The organism is Moraxella sp. CTOTU48717 (genome assembly GCF_032057165.1).
GTDB classification, from domain to species: domain Bacteria; phylum Pseudomonadota; class Gammaproteobacteria; order Pseudomonadales; family Moraxellaceae; genus Faucicola; species Faucicola tetraodonis.
The window spans coordinates 76,109-101,556 of the sequence record NZ_DAMBBC010000001.1; the positions used below are offsets into that span (position 1 = coordinate 76,109).

Consider the following 25,448-nt stretch of genomic DNA (forward strand, 5'->3'; position numbering starts at 1 on the left):
GTGCCCTACACTGACGCATGGAATATGCCTATCCCATTGGCGTTAGAATTTGTGACTGTGGCAACAGAAAGACAGAAATCTAACGCTAAATCCAACCAAAATAATGCCACCATGCCTCAAGTCGATGTAGTAACATCGGAAACAGGGGCAACCAAATTAATCGCTACACGTCGCAAGTCTAAGCAGGTGAAAGATGAGCAATAATAACACTGTCAATCTCAATATCCGTCTCACTGGCAATGCAGGGCGTGAACTACAACAGCTGACACAGCAACAAACCCGTGGTGTACAGCAAATCAATCAAGGTTGGCGACAAGTGAGTACCACGCAAGGTCAGTATGCCCGTGGACTCAATACGGCACGCACCAGTCAAGAGCAAATCAACCGTCTAACACAGCAAACAACTCAAAGCCTACAGGCTCAAAGGCGACAAAATGAGTTAATGGTACATCTATTACGTCAAAATGCGGCTAATGCCAGACGGATGCAAGAGGCGATTAATAATATCAATCTGCGTAGAACGGTTGGCGATGCAGGAAGGCTCAATCAAAATTTAAATCAATCAATTGGCTTGCTCCAAAGAATGGGACAAATGGCGAGAAATGGTTTAAATACTGGCACCGCTATTGTCGGGGGTGTTGCTGCTGGTGCGGCTGTGGCTAATACGGCAATTAAGCCAGCTCGCAGTTATGATGAGCAAATTTCTCGTGCCAATGCTACCGCAACTGCTGGGCAGGGGTTATCAATACAACAACGTCTTGCTAATAAAGCACAGATTGACCATATTGTCATGCAGGCATCAAGAGATGGTGGTGCGACACGAGATCAAGTACTTGAGGCAGCAAATACACTTTTAGCCAGTGGACAGTATGATACTCGCACATTAGGGCAGATTTTACCTAACACTTCGAAGGTCGCCTTTGCTAGTGGAGCCAATGCTACTGATGCAGCAAGCGTAGCAATGCAACTACAGATGTTTGGTATTAAAGATATCAAACGTGGGCAAGATATGGCGGTGCGTGGCGGTGAGTTAGGTGGTTTTGAGTATAGTGACATGGCGCAATGGCTGAGTCGCCAGTTGCCACTTGCTAAAAATGCAGGTTATGCTGGCGAAGAAGGCTTAAAACAAATCGTCCTCATGAATCAGTTGGCAAGGCGTGGGGCTGGTACGGCTGATGAGGCTGGGAACAATGTGGTCAATTTACTCGCAAAGCTTAGTACCAAAGAGTTTGCTGATGCCATCGGTGATAATATCGATATTCGACAAGGGGATGCTACTAGACTAAAAGGCAAAGGTAAGAAAAAAACCGAAGTGTTTGACTGGGAGACTTATGCCCTTAGTGAACGCGCCAAAGGAGTGAACAAACTTGATGCTTTTATGAAGTTGCTTGATCGTGAAATGGCAAATAATGGCAAGTACCAAAAACTCAAATCCGATGCCCAATCTGCCAAAACACCTCAAGATGCTGCCATGAAATTTGCTGCAATGGCAGATATGTTACAGGGTACCAAAGTCGGTAATATCTTAGTTGATCGCCAAGCTTTGCAAGCCGCATTGGCTTATCGTAACGGCAGTAGTGATAAGGAACGCATTTTAAATGGCTTAAATGGTGCTAATGGTACAGTTGACGGATTGCATAAATTATTCTCTGGGGATGAATGGGCAAATTATCAAACTCGTCAAAATGAGCAGATGAATATTAACTATCAAGCCTATCTCAATGTGAATGGGGCATTAAATACCTTTAATACTGAAATGGCTGGATTCATGGAAAAGCATAGTGGGCTAGCCACCGCTGCCTATTCAGCAGGTGTGGTATTGGCTGGTATCGGGGCATTGACTACGGTAGGTTCAGTATTAAGTAGATTGGGCGGTGGCGCAGCAGCTGGCGGTATCGCTGGTACGGTGGCAAGTCGTGCAGGTGGATTGATGACGGCAGGTCGAGCGGCAATTGGCGGCGTGGCTGGTTCTGCTGGTATGGTAGCAGGTGCTGGTGCAGTTGGCTATGGTATTGGTACTATCATCAACAAAACATTGGTTGAGAATAATGCTACTTTATCCGACCGAATTGGTGGCACGATACATACAATTTTAGCTAATATGGGCGTGCAAAGTAGCAAAGAAGCACTCGACCAACATTTTAATAGCTTGATTAATGAGACTCAACAAAATAGCCAGAAATACGACCAAATGATTCAAGAGCAACGCCAAACTCGCACCGCAATTCAACAACAGACAAATGCGATTAAGTCGATTGATTTTAGCCAAAATATTGTGCAAAACATTACCAATCCACAACCGAATGTACCTTTTTATAACCTACCTGCCCCTACTCGTCCTGTTGCGGATTTGAAGCGCGGGGCGGTTGTACCATTGTGGTTGAAGTAGTATGATTATTTTAATTTCTTATAATCAACCTTAATGCCGTTCCGCCTAGCTTCCATATACTCTTGATATTCTCGCATTTGCTGTTCATGCAGTTGGTCTATCTTTACTCTTAAAGGTTGGGCAATTGCAAATTGTTGGTTCTCTAATTCTTTATAATAAGCTGATTTTTCTTTATTTTTTTCACGTTTATAAATTAGAGCAAGGCATTTATAGATGCCTGCTTTATCAAGTGCAACGCTATAATCAATATTCACTTGTCCGAACTCATGATAGCCCCATCTAGCAGTCATTCTATCCACTGATGAATTTAACAACTCGTTACAGCGTACTAAGGCTTCATCAAATCGCCCTGCTTGTTGCAAGAATTTTGGCAATCGCACCAGTTGGGCTAAATCGGTATCATAATCTGTGGTATTGTTAATTTCCCATATTTTTTCAAGATAAGTAATGGCTAAATTGATATTAGTATTGGAATATTGCGTAGCTAGTTTGCCATAGTCTGATACTTCCTTGTAACGTGGATGACCGCCTTTACCTAGGGTAATTTCTACACTCATTTTCAATCCATTTAAATTAAGCTCTAACGCTTAAGTCTAAAATAATTTAAAAAGTTTTTCATTAGAAAAGTAAATTAATATCGGAAACTCGCCACCTAACTATCAAACTCAAAACCTGTCAATCTAGCAACATTGGCAGGTTTTTTATTGAGATAATCATGGCGTGGAAAGACACACTCTTTGAAGCAACATTCAGACAAATACCGTTTGAATGCACGGCGATGAATGAAACACGCTCAAAGTCTGTAGCTATCATGCAGTCACCTTATAGTGACAGTGCCTTTGTCACTGATATGGGTAATGACGCACGTCGTTATTCGATAACTGCGTTTCTGGAAGGCGTAGATTATGAGATTTACCGAGATAATCTAATTATCGCCTTGGATATGCAAGGCAAAGGCGAACTGGTACACCCACTTTACGGGTCGCTTGATGTCCAAGTGCTAGACTACAGTGTCAAGCATGACCCTGATGTTGTTGATAGCTGCATGATTGACATTAATTTTGTGATTGCAGTATCAGCAAGTGACAACAAAGAGCTGTTTATCCCTACGCCTATCCCAGCGGTAGAAGAACAGCCAACGGCTGTCATACTTGATAAACCGGCGGAGACGCTTGAAGTTTATCAAGAGCAGCTTGAACAAATGAGCACGTCTGAAGCCGTTGAAATAAAGCGAACAATACCTGAGAGAATTCGTGCAGAAATCAAACGTGCCAGAGAGATATTGCAAGTCAATGGTCAACAGGTCAATGATTTATTTAACCCGCCTGATTGGCTAAATGGCATTGTCAATGATACGATTGGACTCATGCACGATATACCGCTGGATGCCGACCCAATGGCAAACTGGCGCAGAGTCATCAATAAAGTCAAAAGCATTGGTGATATGTTTGGTGATACCGATATCGCGCCACTACGCTTTGTCGGTGCTGTGTTACCTGTGGCACTAGAATCTCAAACAGTGCTTGAACTTATCAAGCTAGACATGGCACAAAACGTGCTAACACCGTTAGAGCTAATAACGGCAAATAATGTCGTGCGTCAAAGTATCAATGACGCTATCACGTTGATTCGTCGAATTGACCCAGAGCCATCCGTGACAATTAATGTCCCAAAAATCATATTAGATACACGTAAGCAGGTTGCTGCCCTTAAACAAGCAGCGGCAATCTTGCAGCAGCTTACCAATGATGCTGTCAATAAAAAGCCGCCACTTATCCAATATACAGTAAAACGTAATACGACTTTAAGGCTTTTAGCTCATCGTCTCTATGCTGACCACACCCGTACTGATGAGCTACTTAAACTCAATAAAAACATTGTCAACCCTGCCATCATTACCGCAGGTACTGAGTTAAATATTTATGTCAGATAATCAGCCAAGTACGACTGATAGCACAGATAGTAGCCAAACATTGCAACGTCTTGGCAATATCATCTTGACCGTCGGTGATGTCGAATGCCGCCAATGGGACGATATTACTATTGATAGTGATATTGGCATACCTGCCGATGGCTGGTCATTTGCATGGTTAGATAAAACTATCGCAAATTTGCCAGATAGCGTCAAAAGTGGTGCGGTGTGCCAGATTGATATCGAAAACAAAGAGGCACGTGAGACCATATTAGTGGGTGTTATCGATAAAATACAGCAGACTGTAAGCCGTGGGCAGATATCTGTCGTAATATCTGGTCGAGACTTAGCAGGGCAATTGCTGGATACATCTGCACCCATCGCACAGGGTCAAAACATGACGCTAGAAGAGATTATCGGGCAGTTTATCCTAGGAGGTGACTTAGGGTCATTGCCTTGGAACGTCAAAACCAATGAAAACTCATTAAAAGCCAAAACAGGCGTAGAAGATGGCGAAAGCGTTTGGGATGCTATCAATAAAGCCGCTGAAGCATCTGGGCAATATGTTTGGATGTCATCGGATGGGGCTATCTGTATTGGTAATCCATTCGATGTTGAACAACCGAAAGAGCCGCCTGTTTTTATTTTAAATGAAGATAATGCTCATAATAACTGTTTAAATCTTAGCTACAGTGAGGATTTATCCAATGCTTATAGTATTGTCGAAGCCATTGGACAGGATGATAAAGGCAAGAACTTTAGGGGCGCGGCTAATGATGACAGAATGACTATCAAACGTCGCAAAATTTTGAGTGACTCTCGTGCTGAAAACCAAAGCGATGCCATGCAGTATGCGCAAAAAGCCTTGAGAGATAGTTGGCTTGATGCTTATGAATGCTCAATTTTGACCAACCATTGGGGATGGATGTCTAAGGTATTTGCAACAGGTTGGAGGGTAAAAGTAATCAGCACTATCATGCCAAGAGCCAGCGGGGATTGGGTTATCTATGGTCGCACGCTCAAGCTCACTCGCAATGAGGGCAAAACCACCGAATTACGTCTTAAAAAATATCAAGAATGGATGCAACCTGTACAACATGTTGATTTGATTAAAGATGCTAAACCTAAGAAGTCGAAGAAGCAGACCACCATCAAATCAAAGCGGAGTAAGTCTTAATGATGAATGCGTTTAAACAAGTGCGCCAAGCCATGTATGGCTTTGTCAAACGCCGTGGCGAACCACTACAAGTTAGTGGCTTATCCGATGAGATATTAGATGGCGTTAGATTGATGCAGCAAGTCGGCTTTGCCAGTGATTTGCCTGTTGATACACAAGTGGTGATGTTGCCTATTGGTGGACGTGCGACCAATATGGTCATTATCGCCAGTGGTGATGCCCCTGTGGCAGTCAAGGCAGGTGAAGGTGAAACGGTCATCTATGACCAGTTTGGACATGAAATTCGCCTTGGTAAAGATGGTATCAAAATGATAGGCAATGTTGATATTGATGGCAATGTCACTGCTACAGGACAAGTCAGTGATATACAGGGCTCATTGGCTGAAATGCGCCAAATCTACAATACTCATGCACACCCAAGTGATGGTGCAACACCAACTAACACGATGAGTTAACATGAAAATTAACACTGTCACCCATGACTATATCGCAAGTAGGCTGACTGCACCACCTATCAAAGACGTGGTTGAAGCGGCGTATCTAAGGCTATCTACTGAAAAAGGTAGTTATTTTACGGATAAAGATTTTGGTAGCGAGCTATATCGACTTAGACGCAGTAAAGATACACCGCAAATCCGTTTGCAAGCCGTAGCATGGGCAAAACAAGCCCTAAAACCACTCAAACCAAGATACTTTTTAGCCAATATTGATGTGAGCCAAACCTTACCAACTACTAATGGCAAAATTCAGCTGCTAGTAAAACTTGAACATCAAAGTGGGCAAATTTATACCACCACATTTACAGTCAAGGTAGCAGGATAATGTACCCAATACCCACTTTCAACCAAATACGAGCAACTATTCTCAATGAGTATCTCAATCAAACAGGACTTGTTATTCCTGACGATAGCGATGCCAGTATTCGAGCGGATGGTACAGCGGCAATAGTCGAAGGGCTATACGCACACCAAAACTACATTGTACGTCAATTATTTGTGCAAACGGCAGATGAGCCATATCTTTATATCCATGCCGACCAAATTGGTCTACCGCGTCTTGGTGGTAGTATGGCAACAGGTCAAATCCAAGCCATTGCTACCACTACAGGAGTTGAAATACCTGTGGGCAGCCGTCTCACCGATGGTAAAGGCTACTATTGGAAAACCACAAATAGCGCTATCACAACCGCAGGTAAGGCGGTCACACTACAAATTCAGGCGGATAATGTGGGCGCAAGCTACAATCGCCAAGGTAGTCTGATGTGGGTGAGTGCAATCACTGGTGTTATGCCAACTGTATCAATTACCACATTATCGGGTGGCAGTGACGGCGAAAACTTAGAACGCTGGCGTAATCGCCTATGGGAAGCAAAGAAATTAGGTAAGAGCCTATCACGCTACGAAGACCTACGCCAAGCGGTGCTAGGTGTGGCAGGTGTTGCCAATGCCTATATCTATCCACGTAGACGCGGTGTGGGTTCTGTCGATGTCGCTGTGACAGCCGTGGGGGCTAATGGCGCGACGTTGCCAAGTGATGAGTTGCTTACCCAAGCCCAATATGCCTTGCAACAGGCAGCGGTATTTTTTGAAGATATTAAAGCCTTTAAGCCTACTATTATTAGCTTAGATGTGACTGCCAAAGTGACAGGCGTAAACATTAACAATGGTGAAATCTATAACATTATTGAGCGATATTTGACCGCACTTGCCCCAGCTGAAAGCTACCGTGAGTCGGTATTATCTGCATTGATTTTGGGCGTAACAGGGGTGACAGATGTGGTGCTCAATCCTAACCAAAACATTGACCCTACAGTAAGTATGGAGCAAGTTGGGTGGATAAGAGCAGGAACGATTAAGGTGACGCAATGATAACAACCCAAGAACAGATTGCCGATGTTCTAATTGCCCACCTACCACACGGTGCTTATGATATGGCAATAGACACTTTATTGCACCAAGATATCATGGCTCATGCCAAGCCTTTTGCTGACATTTTGGCAAAAGCAGACGTGATTTTAGGTAGCACCAACCGCATACCACTTGAGCTATTAGCAGAGTATGAACGTGAGTATGGACTGCCTTTGGGTTGTGGTGTTGACAACACCCAACTCAATGAACAGACACGTTTGACAGAGCTTGAGCGCGTCATGCATGAAGGTCATGTTCTGCTTAATCGCCAAGGATTAGAGAGCTTATTTGCTCGTTATAATCAGCAAATTCTAAAAGTTAAGACATATAAACCAATGCAATCGACTGGCAAATGCACTGACCCAGTTAACACTGAAAGACTAAGGTTAAAAGCCACAGTCACTGTTAAAGCGCCGCTCACTGTTTCATTGCCTTGCTTGGAGCGGCACTATCTACCAGCTGCACTACGCATTGACCTCATTGTACAAGATTAAAGGATAACCTATGCACCGTATTGACTCTGCTACCGCCCGCCAAAACCTCAACGGGGCTGGCAAAAATGGCTTTCATGATAATGCTGATTTACCCAATCAAGACGCAACCTATCTTACCCCTGCATGGTGTAATACTGTGCAGGAAGAAGTTGCGAATGTCATCGAAGGCTTTGGCGGTGCGTTAGATAAACTAGATAATAAGCAATTATTAAATATTCTAACGGCTACCTTTGCCAAAAACACTGCTCTACAAAATGCGGTTGATGACTATATTGATAAGTTTGCACAACAAGGTAGCCGAATCCTTGCTGTGGAGAATCGAATTTACGAAGATACTAAAGTTGGTGATGTCTTTGTTACCACTACTCATTTCGATACGTCTGCTCAAGTTGCAATACATAAAGGCTATGGCACGTGGGAACGTGAGGCAGAAGGTCGTAGTATCGTGGGTTACTCAAGTAAAACGGATAGCCCAGAGTGGACTAAAACTAACGGAAATATATTTGGTGAATATGATCACCAGCTAAAAATAGATGAGATACCCAAACATGATTTTGAAATCAAATTTGTAAGTGGAACTATTGAAGGAACTGGCAGCCCTGCCACTGATAGTTCAAGTAATGCGCCACCTAATTTAAGAACCAATACTGTGGGTGGCGACAAAGCACATAATAATGTACAGCCTTCTAAAGTTTATAATGTCTGGAAGCGTATTGCTTAGTTACTCTAATATAAATTAAAAAACCCGCTTTTAATGGCGGGTTAAGTCTAAAATAACTTATAAAATCTAGTCTAAAATAAATTACAAATTAGTCTAAAATAAATTCGCAAATTACACAAACATCAAAATGCTTGGCTTAGCAAAATACGGGACTTATCAAAATACTGGGCGTTAAGTTATTTGCAAATGGTGGCGATGAAGAGACTTGAACTCTTGACCTCACGATTATGAGTCGTGCGCTCTAACCAGCTGAGCTACATCGCCATGTTTGGCAAATTTGCAGGATTTAGGCAGAATTTTGAAAGTATTTCTTGCCTGTCATGGGGTGCATATTATGCGTATTTAACCCTATGTCGTCAAGCATTTTGTCACATTTTTTTTCATTTTTTCAAAATTTAATTTTTTGCCTGTCGTGGCTGAGCATTGGCTGAGTATTGGCTGCGTGTCGACCTCAAAATCACTTGAAATGACAAAAACCCGTGAACGTCACTTGAATTTTTGCATATATTTACCATAATAGTATCAACGTGCCAAAATATTATATTGGTTACTGTGATACTCCCCTAATCTCTCAACCTTATGATTTATCACAACTATAAAAACCCATAAAAGGAAGCACTCTTGAGCGATACCATCAGCAGAACGGTCGATTTATCATCTCTAAAAGCCCACCAACTCAAAACCCTATTGGGCGAATACAATAACCATATTAAGTACCTTGAACATCGTCTGTCAGTCCACATTCACCAACGCAAAACCGATTTTGTGATTTCAGGTGAGCTTGATTCAGTGGCGCGTGCTGAGCGTATTTTGGCACAGCTTGCCGATGAAGCACAAAGCAACGACGTCATCTCGCCAGAAGATTTGCACCTGCTCGTGCAAACGAGTTTTAGCCGTGAGCAAGATTTAGCGCTAGATAATGAAGCCGTTAGCGAAAATGGCAGCGAGCGCGCAGATAGCACTGAATTCACCCCGATTAGTTTGAGAACCCGTAAAGGAAAAATCATCCCACGCGGTTACAACCAACAGCAATATGTCAAAAAAATCTTACTCTCTGATGTCTCGTTTGGCGTAGGGCCTGCAGGGACGGGTAAGACTTACTTGGCGGTGGCTTGTGCGGTAGATATGCTAGAGCGCAATGAGATTGAGCGTATTTTGCTGGTGCGCCCTGCGGTAGAAGCAGGGGAAAAACTGGGCTTTTTACCGGGGGATTTGACCCAAAAAATTGACCCTTACCTACGCCCACTTTATGATGCTTTATATGAAATGCTAGGTTTTGAAAAAGTGGCAAAACTGATTGAAAAACAAGTCATTGAGGTAGCACCCCTCGCTTACATGCGCGGTCGTACCTTAAATAATTCGTTTGTGATTTTGGATGAAGCACAAAACACCACCCCTGAGCAGATGAAAATGTTCTTGACTCGTTTGGGTTTTGGCTCCCGGGCGGTCATCACGGGCGATATGTCACAGGTGGACTTACCTCGCGGCACCAAGTCAGGCTTGCGGCATTCGCTAGAAATCTTGGCGGATATTGAAGAAATTCATGTGACGCGGTTTGATAGCAAAGATGTGGTACGCCATCAATTGGTTCAAAAAATCGTGCAAGCCTACGATAAATACGATGAAGCGCAAGAAGCCATTAAAGAAGCCAAAAAGCAATCGCGCCTACTTGAACAAAGCCAAGCACAGTCACAAGCCGCAAGCTCGGCTATCGGGGTAACGGATAACAACGCCCCGATTGATAAAGCTCCGATTGATAATGCACCCATTGATATAGGTATCGCGGAGTAGCTTATGTCATCAGCTTTACCAACCCAAATTGATTTAACAGGTGATTTAGCAGGCGCTTTGCCGCAAGCGCCGCTTAGTCAAGTGCCGATGAGTCAAGTGATAATTAGTTTTGCCGAAGACTTACTTGAACTGCCAACTTTTGGCGAACTTGAAGCCTTGTACCAACAAGACAAGATTGTCGCTATTTTGCAACAAGTTCTGCAGTATTTTGAAACCCATCAAGACACTACTGAGATACCTAGTCAACTGGGTGAATTTATCTTTCAAAAAACGGTTGAATTAGAAATTTATGTCACGGAGCCTGTGGAAGCTCGCGCCATCAATTTGGATGCGCGTGGCAAAGACTACGCCACCAATATTTTATCCTATGCCAGTGAATTGCCTGAAGCTGTGCTAGAATTACTGCCCGCATTGCCGTTAGGTGAACTAGTGATTTGCCATGCGGTGGTGATCAGTCAAGCCGCTGAGCAAGGCAAGACAGTAGAGCAGCATCTCACCCATTTGCTGGTGCATGGTATGCTGCATTTGCTGGGTTTTGACCATGAACTTGGGCAAGCTGAGCAAGATGAAATGGAAGCGATTGAAATCGCTGTCCTTGATAAGTTATCCATTGCCAACCCTTATGAGTAAAATTTCAATTGAGTAAATCTATCAGCAAATCAGGTATTGGCATCATCTACGCGGGCGGCACTTTTGGCAGTTATGGCAAACCGCTTGCTAGCTTAGATGCTGATATTTTTTTACCTGTGTTATCACAGATACTACAGACCCATTTTGCCACCTACCCAAACCATGCACACGACCCTGTGGATTGGCGGATATTGGATAATGATGTCATTAAAGACAGTAGCCAGTTAACACCTGCCGATTTTGCGCATTTTTATCAATTGATACTACAAGCCATTGGACAAGGGCTTCGCCAATTTGTGGTGCTAACAGGCACCGATACGCTCAGCTACCTCGCGGCTTTTTTGGCAGAGTGTTTTGCGGGTAGTCATATCAGTATTGTGGTGACAGGGGCGATGAGACCTTTGCTTGATAGCAATGTGTTAACCGATTACCGCATCGACCCGCAGAGCGATGCCACACAGAATTTATTTGATGCCTGTAAACTAGCCCGTCATGGTGAGCCTGGGGTGCGGGTGTGTTTTTCTGGTGAAGATTGGCCTGCCCAAACTGTGCAAAAAATTCATAGCCATGATTTAATGGCGTTTGTGGGGCACCACCGTGCTGGTTATCCCGCCAATAGCTATACCTCAAAAATCACCGAGGCTCAGCATCAACTTTGGCTAGAAGATCGGTTGAGTGAATTGCCGCAAGTCTTTGACAGCTTGTCCCATGCCAACATTGCCACACTCTATTTGACGCCCGTGGATACGCATTTGCTCGCTGCTCGCTTGGGTAATTTATTGTCTGAAAAACCTGATGCCATCATTATTTTGGCATTTGGTGCAGGCAATGTGCCGTATGCCGAATCCATCAAAAACCAATTATTACAGGCGAAAAAACAAGGCTGTCTGGTTGCAGTGACCACCCAATGCGCGTATGGCGGCGTCAGCCAAGCGTATGAAGCGGGGGCATGGCTGGCTCAGTGTGAAGTTTTGATGACGGGACGATTGACCTTACCTGCGATATTTGCTCGTCTGCTTTGGTTGATTGGCAGTTATGATACCCCTGCTCGCCGCCGTCAGCGCTGGGCGCATTGTCTAAAAGATACCCACACCGTCGCCTAATAACTGATTAGTTGTTATACTAGGCTTTTTTATCGTAAGTTTTGGCAAATTTGGCTTTTTTATGACTGTAAATACTTATGCGATCAGCATCGAATTTATTGGTACTCGCTATCGCGGCTGGCAACGACAACAAGAAGTTGATAGTATTCAGCAGCATGTTGAAGCAGCGTTATCAAAGATAGCCAATGAACCCATAGAAGTTATTGCTGCGGGTCGTACTGATGCCGGCGTCCATGCGTCAAATATGATTGCCCATTTTCAAACCAGTGCCACCCGTCAGCCTTATAATTGGCTGCGTGCCGCAAACTCTCTACTACCTGATGATATCGCGGTGCGCTGGATACAAGTGATGCCTGCTGAGTTTCATGCGCGCTTTTCTGCCATTGCTCGACGCTACCGCTATATTACCCTCAACCACCCCTTTCGACCTGCGATACTCAATCAGCAAATTACTCATGAGTACGCCCCGCTTAATGTCCAACTGATGCAGCAGGCAGCGACCTACCTTGAAGGCACCCATGATTTTACCAGTTTTCGTGCCGCTTCCTGTCAATCTAACCAGCCTGTGCGCCATGTCCATTTTGCCAAATTAATTCAGCATGGTGAGCTATTGGTACTGGATATCCAAGCCGATGGTTTTTTGCATCACATGGTGCGAAATATTATGGGTACGTTATTTGAAATTGGGCGCAGTGAAAAGCCAGTCGCATGGATTGAGACATTGCTACTTAGCAAAAATCGGTCACTTGCGGCAGCGACGGCTTCTGCCGATGGGCTGTACTTTATCAACGCGCTATATCCACCCCAATTTCAATCACTGTTACCGGCAACAAGGCTATCCCCTATTTGGCTAAATTTGCCTGAATAAGGGCGCGATGCGCGCAAATCTTTTAGCTGTTTTTTTCAATTGATTGATTTAGGGGTTAAAAGTTGCGATAACACACGCATCAGCGTATAATCTGCATTTATACATTTGACTCATAGATATAGGTATTATGGCAAAAAAAGACGATGTAATTGAATTTGAAGGCGAAGTGGTCGATACTTTACCTAACACATTATTTAAAGTGCGTTTAGAAAATGGGCATGAAATTATTGCGCATATTTCTGGAAAAATGCGTAAAAACTATATTCGTATCTTAACGGGCGATAAAGTTAAAGTTGAAATGACACCTTACGACTTATCGAAAGGACGTATTACTTATCGCGGTCGATAGTTGTTTAGCTAGATATAGTCAGTAAAAAGAGGGTGTTAACTCATTGAGTTAACACCCTCTTTTTTTCGTGACTGCTCAGGTCAATAAATTCTTACAAAAATGTGATTCTACGGTTGTCAATTGTTAAAATTTTGATTATTCTTTACCTAACCAAAGGAAGGTACTACGTCAATTCTAATTTACTGATAAGTTTTTATTAAATTAGCTGTTAGACGTGATGATTAAAATCAAACAGGGAGCTTCACATGTCATTTAAAATTTCTTCTCTTGCGCTAGCTGTTGCTACGCTTTCTACTGTTTCCATCGCAAATGCCGCCGGTCTAGACCGCTCTACCCAACCAAGCTGGGCTTTTACCGAGCAAGGTACTTTTGCCTATGTTGAGCACATTACCATCGATCCAACAATCGAGGGTAAAGATAACGCAAAGGTTGCGACAACTGACGCAAACTTTACCGCTGGTCGCAATGTCCCTGATATGGCGGATGACTACCAGTTTTTAAACTTCGGCGCAAAAGCCGATGTCAATGACACCATCAGCGTAGGGGCATTTTTTGATCAACCTTGGGGCGCAGATGTTGAGTTTTCTGGCGATAACAACTTTGTTGGCACGCCAACTGCGGTTATTGGTGGTATCTATGCTCAGGCAGCAGCAGGATTGCAAAATGCAGGTATTGCACTGCCTGTTACCAATGCGACAGAACTGCAAACCGCTATCTCAACCATCCAAAATCAAGTTACTGCAGGGCAAGCGCGATTAAATGCGGCAAATACCCAATTAGCGACAGCCCAAGCGGCTTTGGCTGCTAACCCTGCATTAGCACCTGTTTTAACGCCACAAATTACTGCACTTCAACAAGGGATTGCTGCAGGTACTACCCAAGTTGCGGCTGGTACACAAGCAGTTAAGACTTTATCTACTGCACAAGCGGCTTCACAAAACTTATCTAAAGTCACAGGTGCAACCAACGTTTCTATCAGCAGCCAAAATTTTACAGGGCTATTGGGGGTAAAACTGGGTGAAAAGAAAAACATTCAAATCTATGGCGGTCCTACGATTCAGCGTTTAGAAGGTGATGTCCACTTACGTGGTAACGCTTATAAAACCGCCTCTGGGTATGATGCAAATATTACGCGTGATACGGCTTATGGCTGGATGGCTGGGATTGCTTATTTAAAACCTGAAATTGCCCTCAAAGCCGCGTTAACTTATCGCTCTGAAATCGACCACGACGTCAATATGACGGAAAATCTTCCTGCACTTGGTGCAGCGGGTGTCGGTACCAATGAAATTACTATCACCACGCCAAAATCTGTTAACTTAGATTTCCAAACAGGTCTCAATCCAACAACCTTATTAACCGCAAAAGCACGTTGGGTACCTTGGAGCGATTTTGCGATTAAACCAAAAATCTATGGTAGCGCAAGCGGTTTAAATTTAGTTTCTTATGACGATGACGCTTGGACTGCTGAAGTCGGTTTAGGTAAGAAACTATCGCCACAATTAGCTATTTCGGGCGCTGTGGGTTATGACTCAGGTGCAGGCAATCCCATCACCTCTCTAGGACCTGTGGATGGCAACTGGAATGTGGGCTTGGGAGCAAAATACAATTTGACACCTGAATGGGCTATCTCAGGCGGCGTTAAATACTTGATGTTTGGTGATGCCAAAGCAAAACTACCCGATGGTAGCATTGTTGGCGATTTCCAAGACAATGATGGCTGGGTATACGGCGTACGTTTATCCTACCAAAAGAAATAAGCTAACTTTCAATAACATGAAAGCCAATCTGTTCATCAGGTTGGCTTTTTTTATGTGTCTAGTTAATCAATTGTTGACACAGTAAGCCCTTAATGATTATCACATAGATACTGCTTCAACGACATATTGTATGGTTTAATTTGCAAGATTGGTTAGGGCTATGGTGAGATTACCAATGCTTGGTACCGTGACGCCATTTACTTTTTTTGGATAAAGTTTGGCTTTTTGCACTTGTTGGCAAATAAATTTATCCACCTCTTGATCACCTGATGTTTGCGTAATTCTGCATTTTTCCACGCCACCTTGGGCATTGACATTGAGTTTTACTTGCAGGCTTGATAGCTGCTTTAGTGTCACAATACGGGATAAATTGGGTGCTAACTGGGTGTTAGGTTTTTTCTGCCAACTTGCATCCGCATTGCCAAAGGTGATGGGTGTTGCTGGTTTTGGTGACGAATTAATAGCTGGGACAGCGGGCATAGCTGAAATAACTGGGCTAACGGGCTGATTTGGCGTTTTTTGTATTTGAGGACGCATCGAGTCTTTAGATGATTTAGCAGATGATTCAGCACGCTCATCGTGAGTTATAGGTTTTAAAGCATATTCAGTATTGGTATGGCTTTGCTTGGTAGTAGCTGATTTGATAGTAGCTGATTTGGGTTGAGCAAGAGATTGGCTATTATTTGAACTTATGTTGCGTTCTATTTGCGCCGCTTGCTGTTGTTCATAGTGGGCGTTATTTTCACGCGCGTTCATTAATGGCTCGCTAGAAATATCTTGTGATTTTTTTTGGCTTTGACTTTGACTTGCTTTAGATAACGAAGTTTTAGGTTGACTGGCTTTTTTTTGGTTAGTCGAATTATCTATCGTTGGTCTGATTTCGATTGGCTGGTGGCTATTATTTTTTGCTGGGTGATTCACCAGTTTAGCGGGTGTAGGGTTTGGTGTTAATAATGGTTTTTCCTTAATATCAGCTGCTTGTGTGTTATCGCTAAGATAAGCTTGTTTAGCAGAGTCTGCATGATGGATAACCACAGGCGGTTGTGAATGGTAAGTCTGCGAGGGGTGTTGAGGCTTCAGCTGGATAAAGCTAATTTCGAGCGGCTGTGTCGTTTGCGGTTTGATTTTTAATGGCGTTTGGTACTGAAAAAATAGATACAGCAGCAGCCCATGCAACGCGGTAACGATTCCGACCACCACTACCCTAATATATAGTTTTGACGATTTGTTATCGGATGATGGGGTAGATAGCATAACAGGGAAATCGCTTGATGCACGCTTGAATGATGGGAGATGACATTGCCATCTTAATATAATTATGTCATAAATCAAATAGTTAGTTTGCTATTTGATTTTGGGTCTATCACAAGTCAATGAGTTTTTAGGGTTATTTTTTTAATTTGCTGCTACGGCTATTACCTTGACAGCGCTTTGAGCAATAAATGACATTCACCCAATCTTTTTCCCATTTTTTTCGCCAGGTAAATGGACGCTGACACATTGGGCAGATTTTGCTCGGTAAATCAGATTTTTTAACGGTTTTATTAGAATTTTTCATCGTACCTTTCTATAGATTTACTTAATCGCTGGCTATTTAAAGCACGTAAATCTATTATCTATTATCTAGTTTAGTTGACTTTTTATGTGGGTCATTGCACATTTTTGCAACGGGATAACTGGCTTTTACCGTTATGATGGCGCAACAAACCTGAAAAAATGTCTTGGGAAACCAAGCCTTTGTTGACATAATACCCTAACTATAAATTGTTGTATTGGGGTAAAGATAATGAGCAGCACAATGAACTTGATGTGGTTTCGCCAAGATTTGCGCACCTTTGACAATACCGCTTTTGCGGCTTGCTGTGAGCATGCACGGCAAAATCATGCTGGCGTCATCGCCGTGGTTTATTTGACACCCAAGCAATGGCAATCACACCGCAAATCGCTGTGGCAAATTGACTTGATACTGCGGCAAATCCGCGCACTTGAGCAGAGTTTATCTCAGTTGAATATTGGTATCATCATCAGAGTGGTGGATGATTTTGCCTTGCAGGCGACGGATGTACTTGAGCTTTGCCAGCAGCTTTCTATAAGCCATTTATTTGCCAATCTGGAGTACCCGGTGAATGAAGTTGCCCGCGATCAGTATATCGCCCAGCAGGCGCAGTCGTTGGGGATAGTTACCCAATGGTTTGATGATAGTCAGGTGATTGCCCCTCAGCGTATCGTCACCGACAAAGGTATGCCGTACAAAGTCTTTACCCCTTTTTACAAGCGTTGGCTTGCAATGGTTGAAACCGCCGGCTTAACCCTATCGCCCACCCCTGCTGCCATGGCTATAAATACCATACAACTCGCCAAAGACAGCCCCAATACCAATGACCATATAACGATTGATGCATTTTATCGCGCTTATTTTACCCCCACCGCTGCGCTTGATAAACAGCTCACTCACATGGGTAAGTTAGCTCAATTGTTATACCCTGCCGGTGAAGCGGCTGCTCAATCACGACTGGATGATTTTTTAAAATACCATATCGCTGATTACAATACCGCCAGAGACATGCCCGCTTTGAATAATCACTTGGGTGCGACCAGTCGTTTATCGCCCTATTTGGCAATCGGTATGCTATCACCCAGATTATGCTATCTTGAAGCCAGACAAAGGCTGAACGGTCAGCAAGGACTTGCAAGCGAGAAAGACATCATGCGCTGGATTAGCGAACTGGCTTGGCGCGATTTTTATTATGATGTTATGGTTAACCGTCCAGATATCGTTAAAGGCAAGGCATTTTTGACCCCACTCGATGAATCTGTGGCTTGGCGTTATGACCTAGCCGACTTTAAAAGCTGGTATCAAGGCAAGACCGGTGTGCCGCTGGTGGATGCAGCGATGCGCTGTCTCAATAGCACAGGTTTTATGCACAATCGGCTGCGTATGGTGGTGGCGATGTATCTGAGCAAAAACCTATTAATCGATTGGCGTTGGGGTGAGGCATATTTTATGCAGCATTTGGCAGATGGTGATTTTGCCAGTAATAATGGCGGATGGCAATGGTCAGCTTCCGTCGGTACCGATGCTCAGCCTTATTTTCGGGTGATGAATCCATTTAGCCAGGCGGCAACACACGACCCTGACGCCAGCTATATCCAACACTGGGTGCCCGAGCTTGCAACAGTGCCAGCTAACATCATCAACGATGAGCAAAAACTGCAAACCTACCTAACACAAAATCCTCACATCGCCTATCCAAAGCTTGACACCCCAACAAAAGCCTCACGGGCGATGGCGATTGAGGCGTTTAAAAAACCAATACCCTAAGATAGCTCAATAATCAACTTTGTGTGTATGAGCGTCAGTTGATACGGTTAATGAGCAAAACGGATATGCCCAGTTGCCGAGCAGTTGATTGAAAAAGTTGCTATTGCCAAGTGTGTCGCAATGATGAAATCGACTACCAAGACAGCTTATTGATTGCTGACTATTTATTGAATGGCTGACAAATTACGGCTTGGTTGATATTGCCTGACTGATAAAATCCGCTAATTGTGTACCCCATAGTGCGTAAGTTTTCGCACTGGGGTGAAAGCCATCTTTTGCAAATAAGTTTTTACTATCGTCCTGCTCAGCAAAACTCACTGCTAAATAATGGATTTGGGTATCTAATTGGTTATTGGTGTTTTGATAGTTTAAAATCAGCTGATAAAGTCGCTTGTCCAATAATGACGCTTTTTTGCCTATCAATTGATTCAGCGGGCTTGGCAAGGCAGGCATTTTTTGCATGGGTGGCAATCCAACAAAAATAACATACTTAGCAGTAAATTTACGCCCTGCGATTTCAATAATAGCTTCTATATGTGCTTGCCAGTCTCTAGGCCTTGTATTTGTTACGACATCATTGACCCCGACATTGATGATGACTATGTCTATCTTTTCACTTGCCAATACATAAAGTTGTCGAAGCACATCAAAACTGGTAAATCCAGACACAGCTGCCATTTGCCATTGTAAGTGGCAATAACGTTTTACAATTATTTCATTAGAGGATAAATTTTTGATTAGCTGCCCCATGAGCGCTGCTTCTTGGCTTTCCACCCCTACGCCTGCCGCAGCACTATCGCCTACGAGTAACAGGGTTAAAGATGAATCAGATGCGGAGTTATCTATCTTGTTGAAATCTACCACACCTTTTCTCTCAGACAGCGGCGTTGGTAATACGATGGTTTGGCGTCTTACCTGCTTGCCTTGGTAATAGTATATCGGGCTGATTAGTATATCCTTATAAGACAAGCCATTGATATGTTGTTGCATAACTTTCCTTTTTAACAGCGCTTTTTGGATTATTGTATAGTGATAATTACTATAAAAAAACCACGTTGATTGTTCAAAGGGTGGTTTAACGGATTGATACATTAACGATTAGTCGAGCAACGCATGCTGTTTCGCTAACTGATGCTAAATTGGTACTGGTGATACTTTACCTTATGTTAAACAGCATTGGTGAATAGCAGCGCTTTGCCAAAACATCCGCAAGAATAGTCATGTTTAACAAAAAACGCTTAGACACTCTCTAGCCGTTTTTTATTTAAGGAAAAACCTTAAATGAATAAAATTCATCATTTTTAAATTTTAATTCGTTTTTATTCATCTTAATTTTAGCGTATAACTGTCTTTGTACTTTTAGCAGTGACGATTTTTAGTAATCGTAGGGTGCTAAAAGAAAATTTTTTTGCGCTACTGTTACGGAGATTATAGACATGACTTTACCGATTGATTGTCATATCAAAACCATTGCATTTGATGAAAATTACCAACCTGCCAAAGATACTAGGCTGACTACCAACTTTGCCAATCTGGCACGGGGGGAACACCGCGAGCAAAACTTACGCAATACCCTGCAAATGATTAACCGTCGATTTAATGACTTGGCACATTGGGACAATGTGACGGGCGACCGCTATCAGGTCGAGCTTGAGATTGTCTCTGCCAATCTTGAGATTGTTGGTACGAAAGACAGCTTTCCGGCTATTGAGATTTTAAAAACCGTTATCTTTGACACCCAGACCCAGCAGCGAATCGATGGCATTGTGGGGAACAGTTTTTCTTCCTATGTGCGCGATTATGACTTTAGTGTATGGCTGTTGGCGCATAACAAAAACCAGCCATCGTTTAGCGTGCCCGAGCGGTTTGGGGATTTGCATGGCAAGTTGTTTGAGTATGTGTTGAACTCGCCTGCCTATCGTGAGCAATTTAACAAACCACCGGTGATTTGTCTCAGTGTGTCAACCACCAAGACTTATACCCAAACCGCCAATTGTCATCCGATTTTGGGCACTGAATATGTACAAGACGCGTATTCACTAACAGATGAGTACTTTAGCAAAATGGGATTATCGGTGCGTTATTTTATGCCGCCAAAATCAGTGGCACCTTTTGCGTTTTATTTTAAAGGTGATCTGCTCAACGACTACACCAACCTTGAGCTTATTAGCACGATTAGCACGATGGAAACGTTCCAAAAAATCTATCGTCCTGAGATTTATAATGCCAATAGCGTGGCAGGTCAAAGCTATCAGCCCAGTTTAAATCATGAGGATTATTCACTGACCAAAATCGAGTATGACCGTGAAGAGCGCAGCCAGCTAGCGATTCAACAAGGTCAATACACAGAAACCCACTTTATTAAACCCTACCAAACCTTATTACAAAACTGGTTAAATTCGCAAGTCGCTTAACCCAAGTAACTTAACCCAAGTAGCTTAGTAAGTCGCTTAAGCAGTTTTTGCTGACACCAAACAATTAAAGAGAAAACAATGACGACACTTTTTCCAACATCAACGGCAGGTAGCCTGCCTAAACCAAGCTGGCTTGCTGAACCTGAACAACTTTGGTCACCTTGGAAGCTAACAGACAGCGCCCTTGTCCAAGGCAAACAAGACGCGTTATTGGTATCATTGCAGCAGCAACTAGCGGCAGGCATTGATATTGTGAGTGATGGCGAGCAGACCCGCCAACATTTTGTCACCACCTTTATTGAGCATCTAGATGGGGTTGATTTTGCCAATCGCGCTACGGTAAAAATTCGCAATCGCTATGAAGCTAGTGTGCCGACTGTGGTGGGTGCGGTGTCGCGCCCGCAATCGGTATTTGCTGAGGACGCCAAGTTTTTACGTCAGCACACAGACAAACCTATCAAATGGGCGCTACCTGGACCCATGACCATGATTGATACCTTAAGTGACCAATACTACGGCAGCCGCGAAAAGCTGGCTTGGGAATTTGCCACCCTACTCAACCAAGAAGCCAAAGAACTCGAGGCGGCAGGGGTTGATATTATTCAATTTGATGAGCCTGCCTTTAATGTATTTTTTGATGAAGTTAATGATTGGGGCATTGCGGCACTCGAACGTGCTATCGAAGGGTTGAAATGTGACACTGCCGTCCATATCTGTTATGGTTATGGTATCAAAGCCAATACCGATTGGAAACAAACCTTGGGCAGTGAATGGCGACAATATGAAGCCATCTTCCCCAAACTACAACAATCGGCGATTGATATGGTGTCGCTAGAATGTCAAAATTCGCGCGTACCAATGGAACTTATCGAATTGATTCGTGGCAAAAAAGTGATGGTGGGCGCGATTGATGTGGCAACGCATCAGATAGAAACGCCTGAACAAGTGGCAGCAACGCTACATAAAGCCTTGCAGTTTGTGGATGCCAAAAATTTGTACCCTTGTACCAATTGCGGGATGGCGCCGCTCCCCCGTCATGTGGCACAAGGCAAGTTGTCTGCCTTAGCACAAGGCGCCAAGCTTGTCCGAAATGACTATTTAGCCACGCATCAATTGGACGACCTCATAATTTAAAAAGTACTTTGGAAAAAATAATGGTTGACGTTACTGATTTTAGAAATGCCATGTCGATGTTATCGGCTGCGGTCAATGTGGTCACTACTGATGGCCCTGCGGGTCGTCATGGCTTTACTGCATCGGCGGTGTGCAGTGTAACCGATACCCCACCGACCTTGCTCGTATGCATGAATACCGCCTCACGCTCGTATGAATATTTCGTGCAAAACAAGGTATTGGCGGTGAATGTGCTTGCCGATCATCATGCACCATTATCTGCGGTTTTTGCCTCCAAACTCGAAGCGCAAGCGCGCTTTGAGCATGGCACATGGCATACCTTGATGACCCAATCACCGATTTTGGACAATGCCTTGGCGAGCTTTGATTGCCAAATCGAGCAAATCCAGGAAGTCGGCACACACGGGATTTTTATTTGTCGTATCGAAGCCATACAACAAGGCAAAGACCAGACAGGCTTGGTGTATTTTAATCGTGAATACCATGCCGTCAATAAAATTAAAGTCGAAACGCCCAACCAACCATAATGCCAAGCACAGAGTCAGATTTTGTACAATCCAAGCGAATTAATGCTAAAGTAGTCACTCTTATCAATAGTTACAGAATTTAGGATGGGTAATGGCGATTATTAAGTCTTTGTTGGACACGGATTTATACAAATTTACCATGCTACAAGTGGTACTACACAAGTTTCCACAGACGCATAGCGTATATGCGTTTCGCTGTCGCAACCTTGAAGACACCGCCTATCCTCTATCAACGCTACTCGATGAAGTCAATGCCGAGCTCGATGCGCTTTGTGAACTACGCTTTACAGCTGATGAGCTGCAATACCTTCGTGGTCTGCGCTTTATCAAAAGTGATTTTGTTGATTATCTGGAATTATTTCAACTCAAACGGCGTTTTATCAAAGCGACCCTTGATGCCGAAGGTCGGTTAGACATTCGTATTGAAGGCCCGATGATTCAAGCGATGATGTTTGAAATCTTTGTGTTGGCGATTGTCAATGAACTGTATTTTAGTCACCTTGATCAGCAATCGGCTTGGCAAGTCGGTGAACAACGGCTAAACGATAAACTGCTACTGTTACAAGATTATCGTCGCCAAATGGCGGCTTATGACGTCCCGTTTTTGGTATCAGATTTTGGTACGCGTCGACGTTATAGTGTCGCTTGGCAAGAACAAGTGATTGAGCGGTTGATGGCAGTGCCGGAAATATTTCGCGGTACGAGCAATGTGTATTTTGCCAAACAGTTCGATATCACCCCAATTGGCACAATGGCTCATGAATTTCTGCAAGCCTTTCAGGCGCTCGATGTGCGCTTGCGTAATTTCCAAAAAGCGGCACTCGAAGCTTGGGTTCAAGAATATCGAGGAGACTTAGGTATTGCATTGACAGACGTGGTCGGAATGGATGCCTTTTTGCGCGATTTTGACTTGTATTTTGCCAAGCTATTTGATGGACTGCGTCATGACAGTGGTGACCCGTATGAATGGGGCGAAAAAGCCTACGCGCACTACCAACAACTCAAAATCAACCCAAAAACCAAAATGTTAAATTTTAGCGATGGGTTGACGCTGCAGAAGGCGTGGGCACTGTACTTGCATTTTAACGACCGTTTTCAACTAGGGTTTGGTATCGGGACTCACTTGACCAATGATATGGGTCAAACACCGCTCAACATCGTCCTAAAACTGGTTGAATGTAACGGGCAATCGGTTGCCAAAATATCCGATAGCCCGGGCAAAACCATGACCGATAACGATACCTTTTTGGCATATCTGCGCCAAGTATTTGATATCGCTGAGTAAAAATTCTAAAGCGCTCATTGCAAAAAACCAATAAACTAAATCTGCGCGTTCAATCTCACGCCCAATCATGGCAATGTATGCCATGAATTTGGACGATTGAACTATTATTGCACATCAATACACCAATATTTGGTAGTCACATAATCTTCAATCCCATATTTTGAGCCTTCACGACCGAAACCGGATTGCTTCACACCGCCGAATGGTGCAACTTCAGTTGATAACAGTCCTGTGTTTTGCGCAACCATACCATATTCGAGTCCTTCACACACTTTCCACGAACGCGCAACGCTTTGGGTATAAAAATACGCCGCTAGTCCATAAATCGTATTGTTGGCATGGGCAATCACTTCGTCATCGGTATCAAAAATAAATACCGGGGCGACGGGACCAAAAATCTCTTGGCTAGCGATGTCCATGTCATCGGTGATACCCGTGATAATGGTTGGCTCAAAACTTAAATCTGACGCGCTGTGTTTCTTTCCACCGGTGACCACGGTCGCGCCTTTGTTGACCGCATCTTCAAGTAACTGCTCGACTTTGTCCATTGCATCTTGGTTGATGAGCGGACCGATATTCACGCCCTCTGTCATACCGTTACCAACTTTTAAGGCTTCTACTTTTTGTTTGAAGATGGCTAAAAATTTGTCTTTAATACTTGATTGCACATACACGCGGTTTGCACAGACACAGGTTTGCCCCGCGTTACGGTATTTGGAAGCAATAAGACCGGTTGCTGCTTTCTCTAAGTCGGCATCATCAAAGACGATAAAGGGCGCATTGCCGCCAAGCTCCATCGAGAGTTTTTTGACCGTGGACGCGCATTGTGACATCAGCACGCGACCAACTTCGGTAGAGCCAGTGAATGACAATTTGTGGATACGTTCATCTTGGGTGAGCACTTCACCAATCACTGAGGATTTACCGGTGACGATTTGTAGCAAGCCTGCAGGTAAGCCTGCACGTATGGCAAGTTCGCCCAGTGCTAATGCGGTCAAGGGTGTTTCAGTGGCAGGTTTGACAATTATGCTACAGCCAGCAGCTAATGCCGGTGCCACTTTACGTGTAATCATGGCGGCGGGGAAATTCCACGGGGTAATCGCCGCGCATACGCCAATCGGTTGTTTTAACACCACGTAGCGTAGGTCTTTGTTGGTGCTAGGGATGATGTCGCCATAGATGCGCTTGCCTTCTTCGGCAAACCAGCGAATAAAGCTATTGGCATAGCCGATTTCACCGCGCGATTCGGTCATTGGCTTGCCTTGCTCGGCTGTCATGATTATTGCCAAATCTTCTTTATTTTGGTCGATTAAATCCGCCCAGTTGTTTAAAATAGCTGCGCGCTCGTTGGCGGTTTTTTGTGCCCAGTCTATTTGCGCTTTGTGGGCGATGGCAACGGCGTCGATGACTTGGGATTTTTCTAGACTCGGTATGGTGGCAATCACTTGGTTGTCAAATGGATTGGTGACATCAATGGTGTCGCCTGTCGTGGCGTCCGTCCATTGGTTGTCAATGAGTGATTGGGTTTTAAGTAAGGTTGGGTCTTTGATTGGTAGCATCAGGAATTCCTGTTCGTTATGTTGTTATGAGGATATTGAAAATTTTTTTATGATAAGCAGGTCAATGCCGCTTATTATAAGCGGATAGCAGCTGTGTGGAATAGCG

The 25,448-nt window shown here is 43.8% G+C and carries 25 protein-coding genes and 1 tRNA gene; 20 read left to right on the forward strand and 6 right to left on the reverse strand.

Annotation, left to right across the window (positions count from 1 at the left end):
• Window positions 1–204, forward strand: coding sequence for a hypothetical protein (locus RT084_RS00400; protein ID WP_313097038.1), 204 nt, complete (start codon window positions 1–3; stop codon window positions 202–204).
• A complete protein-coding gene (locus RT084_RS00405; protein ID WP_313097041.1) occupies window positions 194–2,389 on the forward strand; it encodes a phage tail tape measure protein in 2,196 nt (731 codons plus the stop codon). The genes RT084_RS00400 and RT084_RS00405 overlap by 11 nt, the downstream gene beginning before the upstream one ends.
• Window positions 2,390–2,394: 5 nt before the next feature.
• Here RT084_RS00405 and RT084_RS00410 read toward each other — a convergent pair whose 3' ends face one another.
• Window positions 2,395–2,946 (reverse strand): hypothetical protein, encoded by a 552-nt coding sequence (locus tag RT084_RS00410; RefSeq protein ID WP_313097044.1) that lies wholly within the window; start codon window positions 2,944–2,946, stop codon window positions 2,395–2,397.
• Between the two features lie 158 nt (window positions 2,947–3,104).
• Here RT084_RS00410 and RT084_RS00415 point away from each other — a divergent pair, with 158 nt between their 5' ends.
• Genes RT084_RS00415 through RT084_RS00445 form a run of 7 tightly spaced genes read left to right on the forward strand, consistent with a single transcriptional unit; the run spans window position 3,105 to window position 8,600 of the window.
• Window positions 3,105–4,322 carry a DNA circularization N-terminal domain-containing protein gene (locus RT084_RS00415; protein WP_313097047.1) on the forward strand — a complete coding sequence of 406 codons (1,218 nt, stop codon included), beginning with the start codon at window positions 3,105–3,107 and terminating at the stop codon, window positions 4,320–4,322.
• Window positions 4,312–5,478 (forward strand): phage baseplate assembly protein, encoded by a 1,167-nt coding sequence (locus RT084_RS00420; RefSeq protein WP_313097049.1) that lies wholly within the window; start codon window positions 4,312–4,314, stop codon window positions 5,476–5,478. The genes RT084_RS00415 and RT084_RS00420 overlap by 11 nt, the downstream gene beginning before the upstream one ends.
• A complete protein-coding gene (locus RT084_RS00425) occupies window positions 5,478–5,933 on the forward strand; it encodes a phage baseplate assembly protein domain-containing protein (RefSeq protein ID WP_313097051.1) in 456 nt (151 codons plus the stop codon). The genes RT084_RS00420 and RT084_RS00425 overlap by 1 nt, the downstream gene beginning before the upstream one ends.
• A 1-nt stretch (window position 5,934) precedes the next feature.
• Complete coding sequence (locus RT084_RS00430; RefSeq protein ID WP_313097054.1) at window positions 5,935–6,300, forward strand: phage GP46 family protein; 366 nt, start codon at window positions 5,935–5,937, stop codon at window positions 6,298–6,300.
• A complete protein-coding gene (locus tag RT084_RS00435; protein WP_313097057.1) occupies window positions 6,300–7,346 on the forward strand; it encodes a baseplate J/gp47 family protein in 1,047 nt (348 codons plus the stop codon). Before RT084_RS00430 ends, RT084_RS00435 begins: the two co-directional genes overlap by 1 nt.
• Window positions 7,343–7,879, forward strand: coding sequence for a hypothetical protein (locus RT084_RS00440; RefSeq protein WP_313097060.1), 537 nt, complete (start codon window positions 7,343–7,345; stop codon window positions 7,877–7,879). Before RT084_RS00435 ends, RT084_RS00440 begins: the two co-directional genes overlap by 4 nt.
• Before the next feature lie 10 nt (window positions 7,880–7,889).
• Window positions 7,890–8,600 carry a phage baseplate protein gene (locus RT084_RS00445; protein ID WP_313097063.1) on the forward strand — a complete coding sequence of 237 codons (711 nt, stop codon included), beginning with the start codon at window positions 7,890–7,892 and terminating at the stop codon, window positions 8,598–8,600.
• A gap of 187 nt (window positions 8,601–8,787) precedes the next feature.
• Here RT084_RS00445 and RT084_RS00450 read toward each other — a convergent pair.
• Window positions 8,788–8,864: transfer RNA gene (locus RT084_RS00450), tRNA-Met, on the reverse strand.
• Between the two features lie 357 nt (window positions 8,865–9,221).
• Between RT084_RS00450 and RT084_RS00455 the strand changes: the two genes are divergently transcribed.
• From RT084_RS00455 to RT084_RS00480, 6 genes are all read left to right on the forward strand, one after another.
• Window positions 9,222–10,391, forward strand: a complete 1,170-nt coding sequence (locus RT084_RS00455; protein ID WP_313078714.1) for a PhoH family protein — start codon at window positions 9,222–9,224, stop codon at window positions 10,389–10,391.
• Window positions 10,392–10,394: 3 nt separating this feature from the next.
• Window positions 10,395–11,021 (forward strand): rRNA maturation RNase YbeY, encoded by a 627-nt coding sequence (gene ybeY, locus RT084_RS00460; RefSeq protein ID WP_313097065.1) that lies wholly within the window; start codon window positions 10,395–10,397, stop codon window positions 11,019–11,021.
• A gap of 8 nt (window positions 11,022–11,029) precedes the next feature.
• Entirely contained in the window at window positions 11,030–12,124 is a 1,095-nt protein-coding gene (locus tag RT084_RS00465) for an asparaginase (protein WP_312522622.1), read from the forward strand.
• 61 nt (window positions 12,125–12,185) lie between these two features.
• Window positions 12,186–12,992, forward strand: a complete 807-nt coding sequence (gene truA / locus RT084_RS00470; protein ID WP_219331033.1) for a tRNA pseudouridine(38-40) synthase TruA — start codon at window positions 12,186–12,188, stop codon at window positions 12,990–12,992.
• A gap of 127 nt (window positions 12,993–13,119) precedes the next feature.
• A complete protein-coding gene (infA, locus tag RT084_RS00475) occupies window positions 13,120–13,341 on the forward strand; it encodes a translation initiation factor IF-1 (protein WP_007116282.1) in 222 nt (73 codons plus the stop codon).
• A 245-nt stretch (window positions 13,342–13,586) separates the two neighbouring features.
• Window positions 13,587–15,101, forward strand: coding sequence for an outer membrane protein transport protein (locus RT084_RS00480; RefSeq protein ID WP_313097071.1), 1,515 nt, complete (start codon window positions 13,587–13,589; stop codon window positions 15,099–15,101).
• 135 nt (window positions 15,102–15,236) lie between these two features.
• Here the strand turns inward: RT084_RS00480 and RT084_RS00485 are convergent, their stop codons facing one another.
• Complete coding sequence (locus RT084_RS00485) at window positions 15,237–16,355, reverse strand: energy transducer TonB (RefSeq protein WP_313097074.1); 1,119 nt, start codon at window positions 16,353–16,355, stop codon at window positions 15,237–15,239.
• A 133-nt stretch (window positions 16,356–16,488) separates the two neighbouring features.
• Window positions 16,489–16,659, reverse strand: a complete 171-nt coding sequence (locus RT084_RS00490) for a DUF2256 domain-containing protein (RefSeq protein WP_312522617.1) — start codon at window positions 16,657–16,659, stop codon at window positions 16,489–16,491.
• A gap of 228 nt (window positions 16,660–16,887) precedes the next feature.
• Here RT084_RS00490 and RT084_RS00495 point away from each other — a divergent pair, with 228 nt between their 5' ends.
• Window positions 16,888–18,423 carry a cryptochrome/photolyase family protein gene (locus RT084_RS00495; RefSeq protein WP_313097079.1) on the forward strand — a complete coding sequence of 512 codons (1,536 nt, stop codon included), beginning with the start codon at window positions 16,888–16,890 and terminating at the stop codon, window positions 18,421–18,423.
• A 183-nt stretch (window positions 18,424–18,606) separates the two neighbouring features.
• On the opposite strand, the gene RT084_RS00500 is transcribed toward RT084_RS00495, so the two are convergent.
• Window positions 18,607–19,413 (reverse strand): SGNH/GDSL hydrolase family protein, encoded by an 807-nt coding sequence (locus RT084_RS00500; RefSeq protein WP_007116288.1) that lies wholly within the window; start codon window positions 19,411–19,413, stop codon window positions 18,607–18,609.
• Window positions 19,414–19,859: 446 nt separating this feature from the next.
• On the opposite strand from RT084_RS00500, the gene RT084_RS00505 reads away from it, so the two are divergent.
• From RT084_RS00505 to pncB, 4 genes are all read left to right on the forward strand, one after another.
• Complete coding sequence (locus tag RT084_RS00505) at window positions 19,860–20,837, forward strand: DUF1852 domain-containing protein (RefSeq protein ID WP_313097084.1); 978 nt, start codon at window positions 19,860–19,862, stop codon at window positions 20,835–20,837.
• Between the two features lie 78 nt (window positions 20,838–20,915).
• On the forward strand, window positions 20,916–21,971 hold the full coding sequence (locus tag RT084_RS00510; RefSeq protein ID WP_313097089.1) for a methionine synthase: 1,056 nt from the start codon (window positions 20,916–20,918) through the stop codon (window positions 21,969–21,971).
• A gap of 20 nt (window positions 21,972–21,991) precedes the next feature.
• Window positions 21,992–22,498: a flavin reductase gene (locus RT084_RS00515; protein WP_007116291.1), complete on the forward strand. Its 507-nt coding sequence runs from the start codon at window positions 21,992–21,994 to the stop codon at window positions 22,496–22,498.
• Between the two features lie 91 nt (window positions 22,499–22,589).
• Window positions 22,590–23,783, forward strand: coding sequence for a nicotinate phosphoribosyltransferase (gene pncB / locus RT084_RS00520; RefSeq protein ID WP_007116292.1), 1,194 nt, complete (start codon window positions 22,590–22,592; stop codon window positions 23,781–23,783).
• A 104-nt stretch (window positions 23,784–23,887) separates the two neighbouring features.
• Here the strand turns inward: pncB and RT084_RS00525 are convergent, their stop codons facing one another.
• Window positions 23,888–25,342 carry an NAD-dependent succinate-semialdehyde dehydrogenase gene (locus RT084_RS00525; protein WP_313097098.1) on the reverse strand — a complete coding sequence of 485 codons (1,455 nt, stop codon included), beginning with the start codon at window positions 25,340–25,342 and terminating at the stop codon, window positions 23,888–23,890.
• Window positions 25,343–25,448: the final 106 nt, after the last annotated feature.

Bases quoted from the DNA above. Each gene is read 5' to 3' on its own strand.
- ybeY (WP_313097065.1), top strand. From the start codon at position 10,395: ATGTCATCAGCTTTACCAACCCAAATTGATTTAACAGGTGATTTAGCA.
- RT084_RS00435 (WP_313097057.1), top strand. From the start codon at position 6,300: ATGTACCCAATACCCACTTTCAACCAAATACGAGCAACTATTCTCAAT.
- RT084_RS00445 (WP_313097063.1), top strand. From the start codon at position 7,890: ATGCACCGTATTGACTCTGCTACCGCCCGCCAAAACCTCAACGGGGCT.
- RT084_RS00410 (WP_313097044.1), bottom strand. From the start codon at position 2,946: ATGAGTGTAGAAATTACCCTAGGTAAAGGCGGTCATCCACGTTACAAG.
- RT084_RS00430 (WP_313097054.1), top strand. From the start codon at position 5,935: ATGAAAATTAACACTGTCACCCATGACTATATCGCAAGTAGGCTGACT.
- RT084_RS00510 (WP_313097089.1), top strand. From the start codon at position 20,916: ATGACGACACTTTTTCCAACATCAACGGCAGGTAGCCTGCCTAAACCA.
- RT084_RS00405 (WP_313097041.1), top strand. From the start codon at position 194: ATGAGCAATAATAACACTGTCAATCTCAATATCCGTCTCACTGGCAAT.
- RT084_RS00525 (WP_313097098.1), bottom strand. From the start codon at position 25,342: ATGCTACCAATCAAAGACCCAACCTTACTTAAAACCCAATCACTCATT.
- truA (WP_219331033.1), top strand. From the start codon at position 12,186: ATGACTGTAAATACTTATGCGATCAGCATCGAATTTATTGGTACTCGC.
- infA (WP_007116282.1), top strand. From the start codon at position 13,120: ATGGCAAAAAAAGACGATGTAATTGAATTTGAAGGCGAAGTGGTCGAT.
- RT084_RS00505 (WP_313097084.1), top strand. From the start codon at position 19,860: ATGACTTTACCGATTGATTGTCATATCAAAACCATTGCATTTGATGAA.
- RT084_RS00480 (WP_313097071.1), top strand. From the start codon at position 13,587: ATGTCATTTAAAATTTCTTCTCTTGCGCTAGCTGTTGCTACGCTTTCT.
- RT084_RS00420 (WP_313097049.1), top strand. From the start codon at position 4,312: ATGTCAGATAATCAGCCAAGTACGACTGATAGCACAGATAGTAGCCAA.
- RT084_RS00440 (WP_313097060.1), top strand. From the start codon at position 7,343: ATGATAACAACCCAAGAACAGATTGCCGATGTTCTAATTGCCCACCTA.
- RT084_RS00500 (WP_007116288.1), bottom strand. From the start codon at position 19,413: ATGCAACAACATATCAATGGCTTGTCTTATAAGGATATACTAATCAGC.
- RT084_RS00485 (WP_313097074.1), bottom strand. From the start codon at position 16,355: ATGCTATCTACCCCATCATCCGATAACAAATCGTCAAAACTATATATT.
- RT084_RS00515 (WP_007116291.1), top strand. From the start codon at position 21,992: ATGGTTGACGTTACTGATTTTAGAAATGCCATGTCGATGTTATCGGCT.
- RT084_RS00495 (WP_313097079.1), top strand. From the start codon at position 16,888: ATGAGCAGCACAATGAACTTGATGTGGTTTCGCCAAGATTTGCGCACC.
- pncB (WP_007116292.1), top strand. From the start codon at position 22,590: ATGGCGATTATTAAGTCTTTGTTGGACACGGATTTATACAAATTTACC.
- RT084_RS00415 (WP_313097047.1), top strand. From the start codon at position 3,105: ATGGCGTGGAAAGACACACTCTTTGAAGCAACATTCAGACAAATACCG.
- RT084_RS00425 (WP_313097051.1), top strand. From the start codon at position 5,478: ATGATGAATGCGTTTAAACAAGTGCGCCAAGCCATGTATGGCTTTGTC.
- RT084_RS00490 (WP_312522617.1), bottom strand. From the start codon at position 16,659: ATGAAAAATTCTAATAAAACCGTTAAAAAATCTGATTTACCGAGCAAA.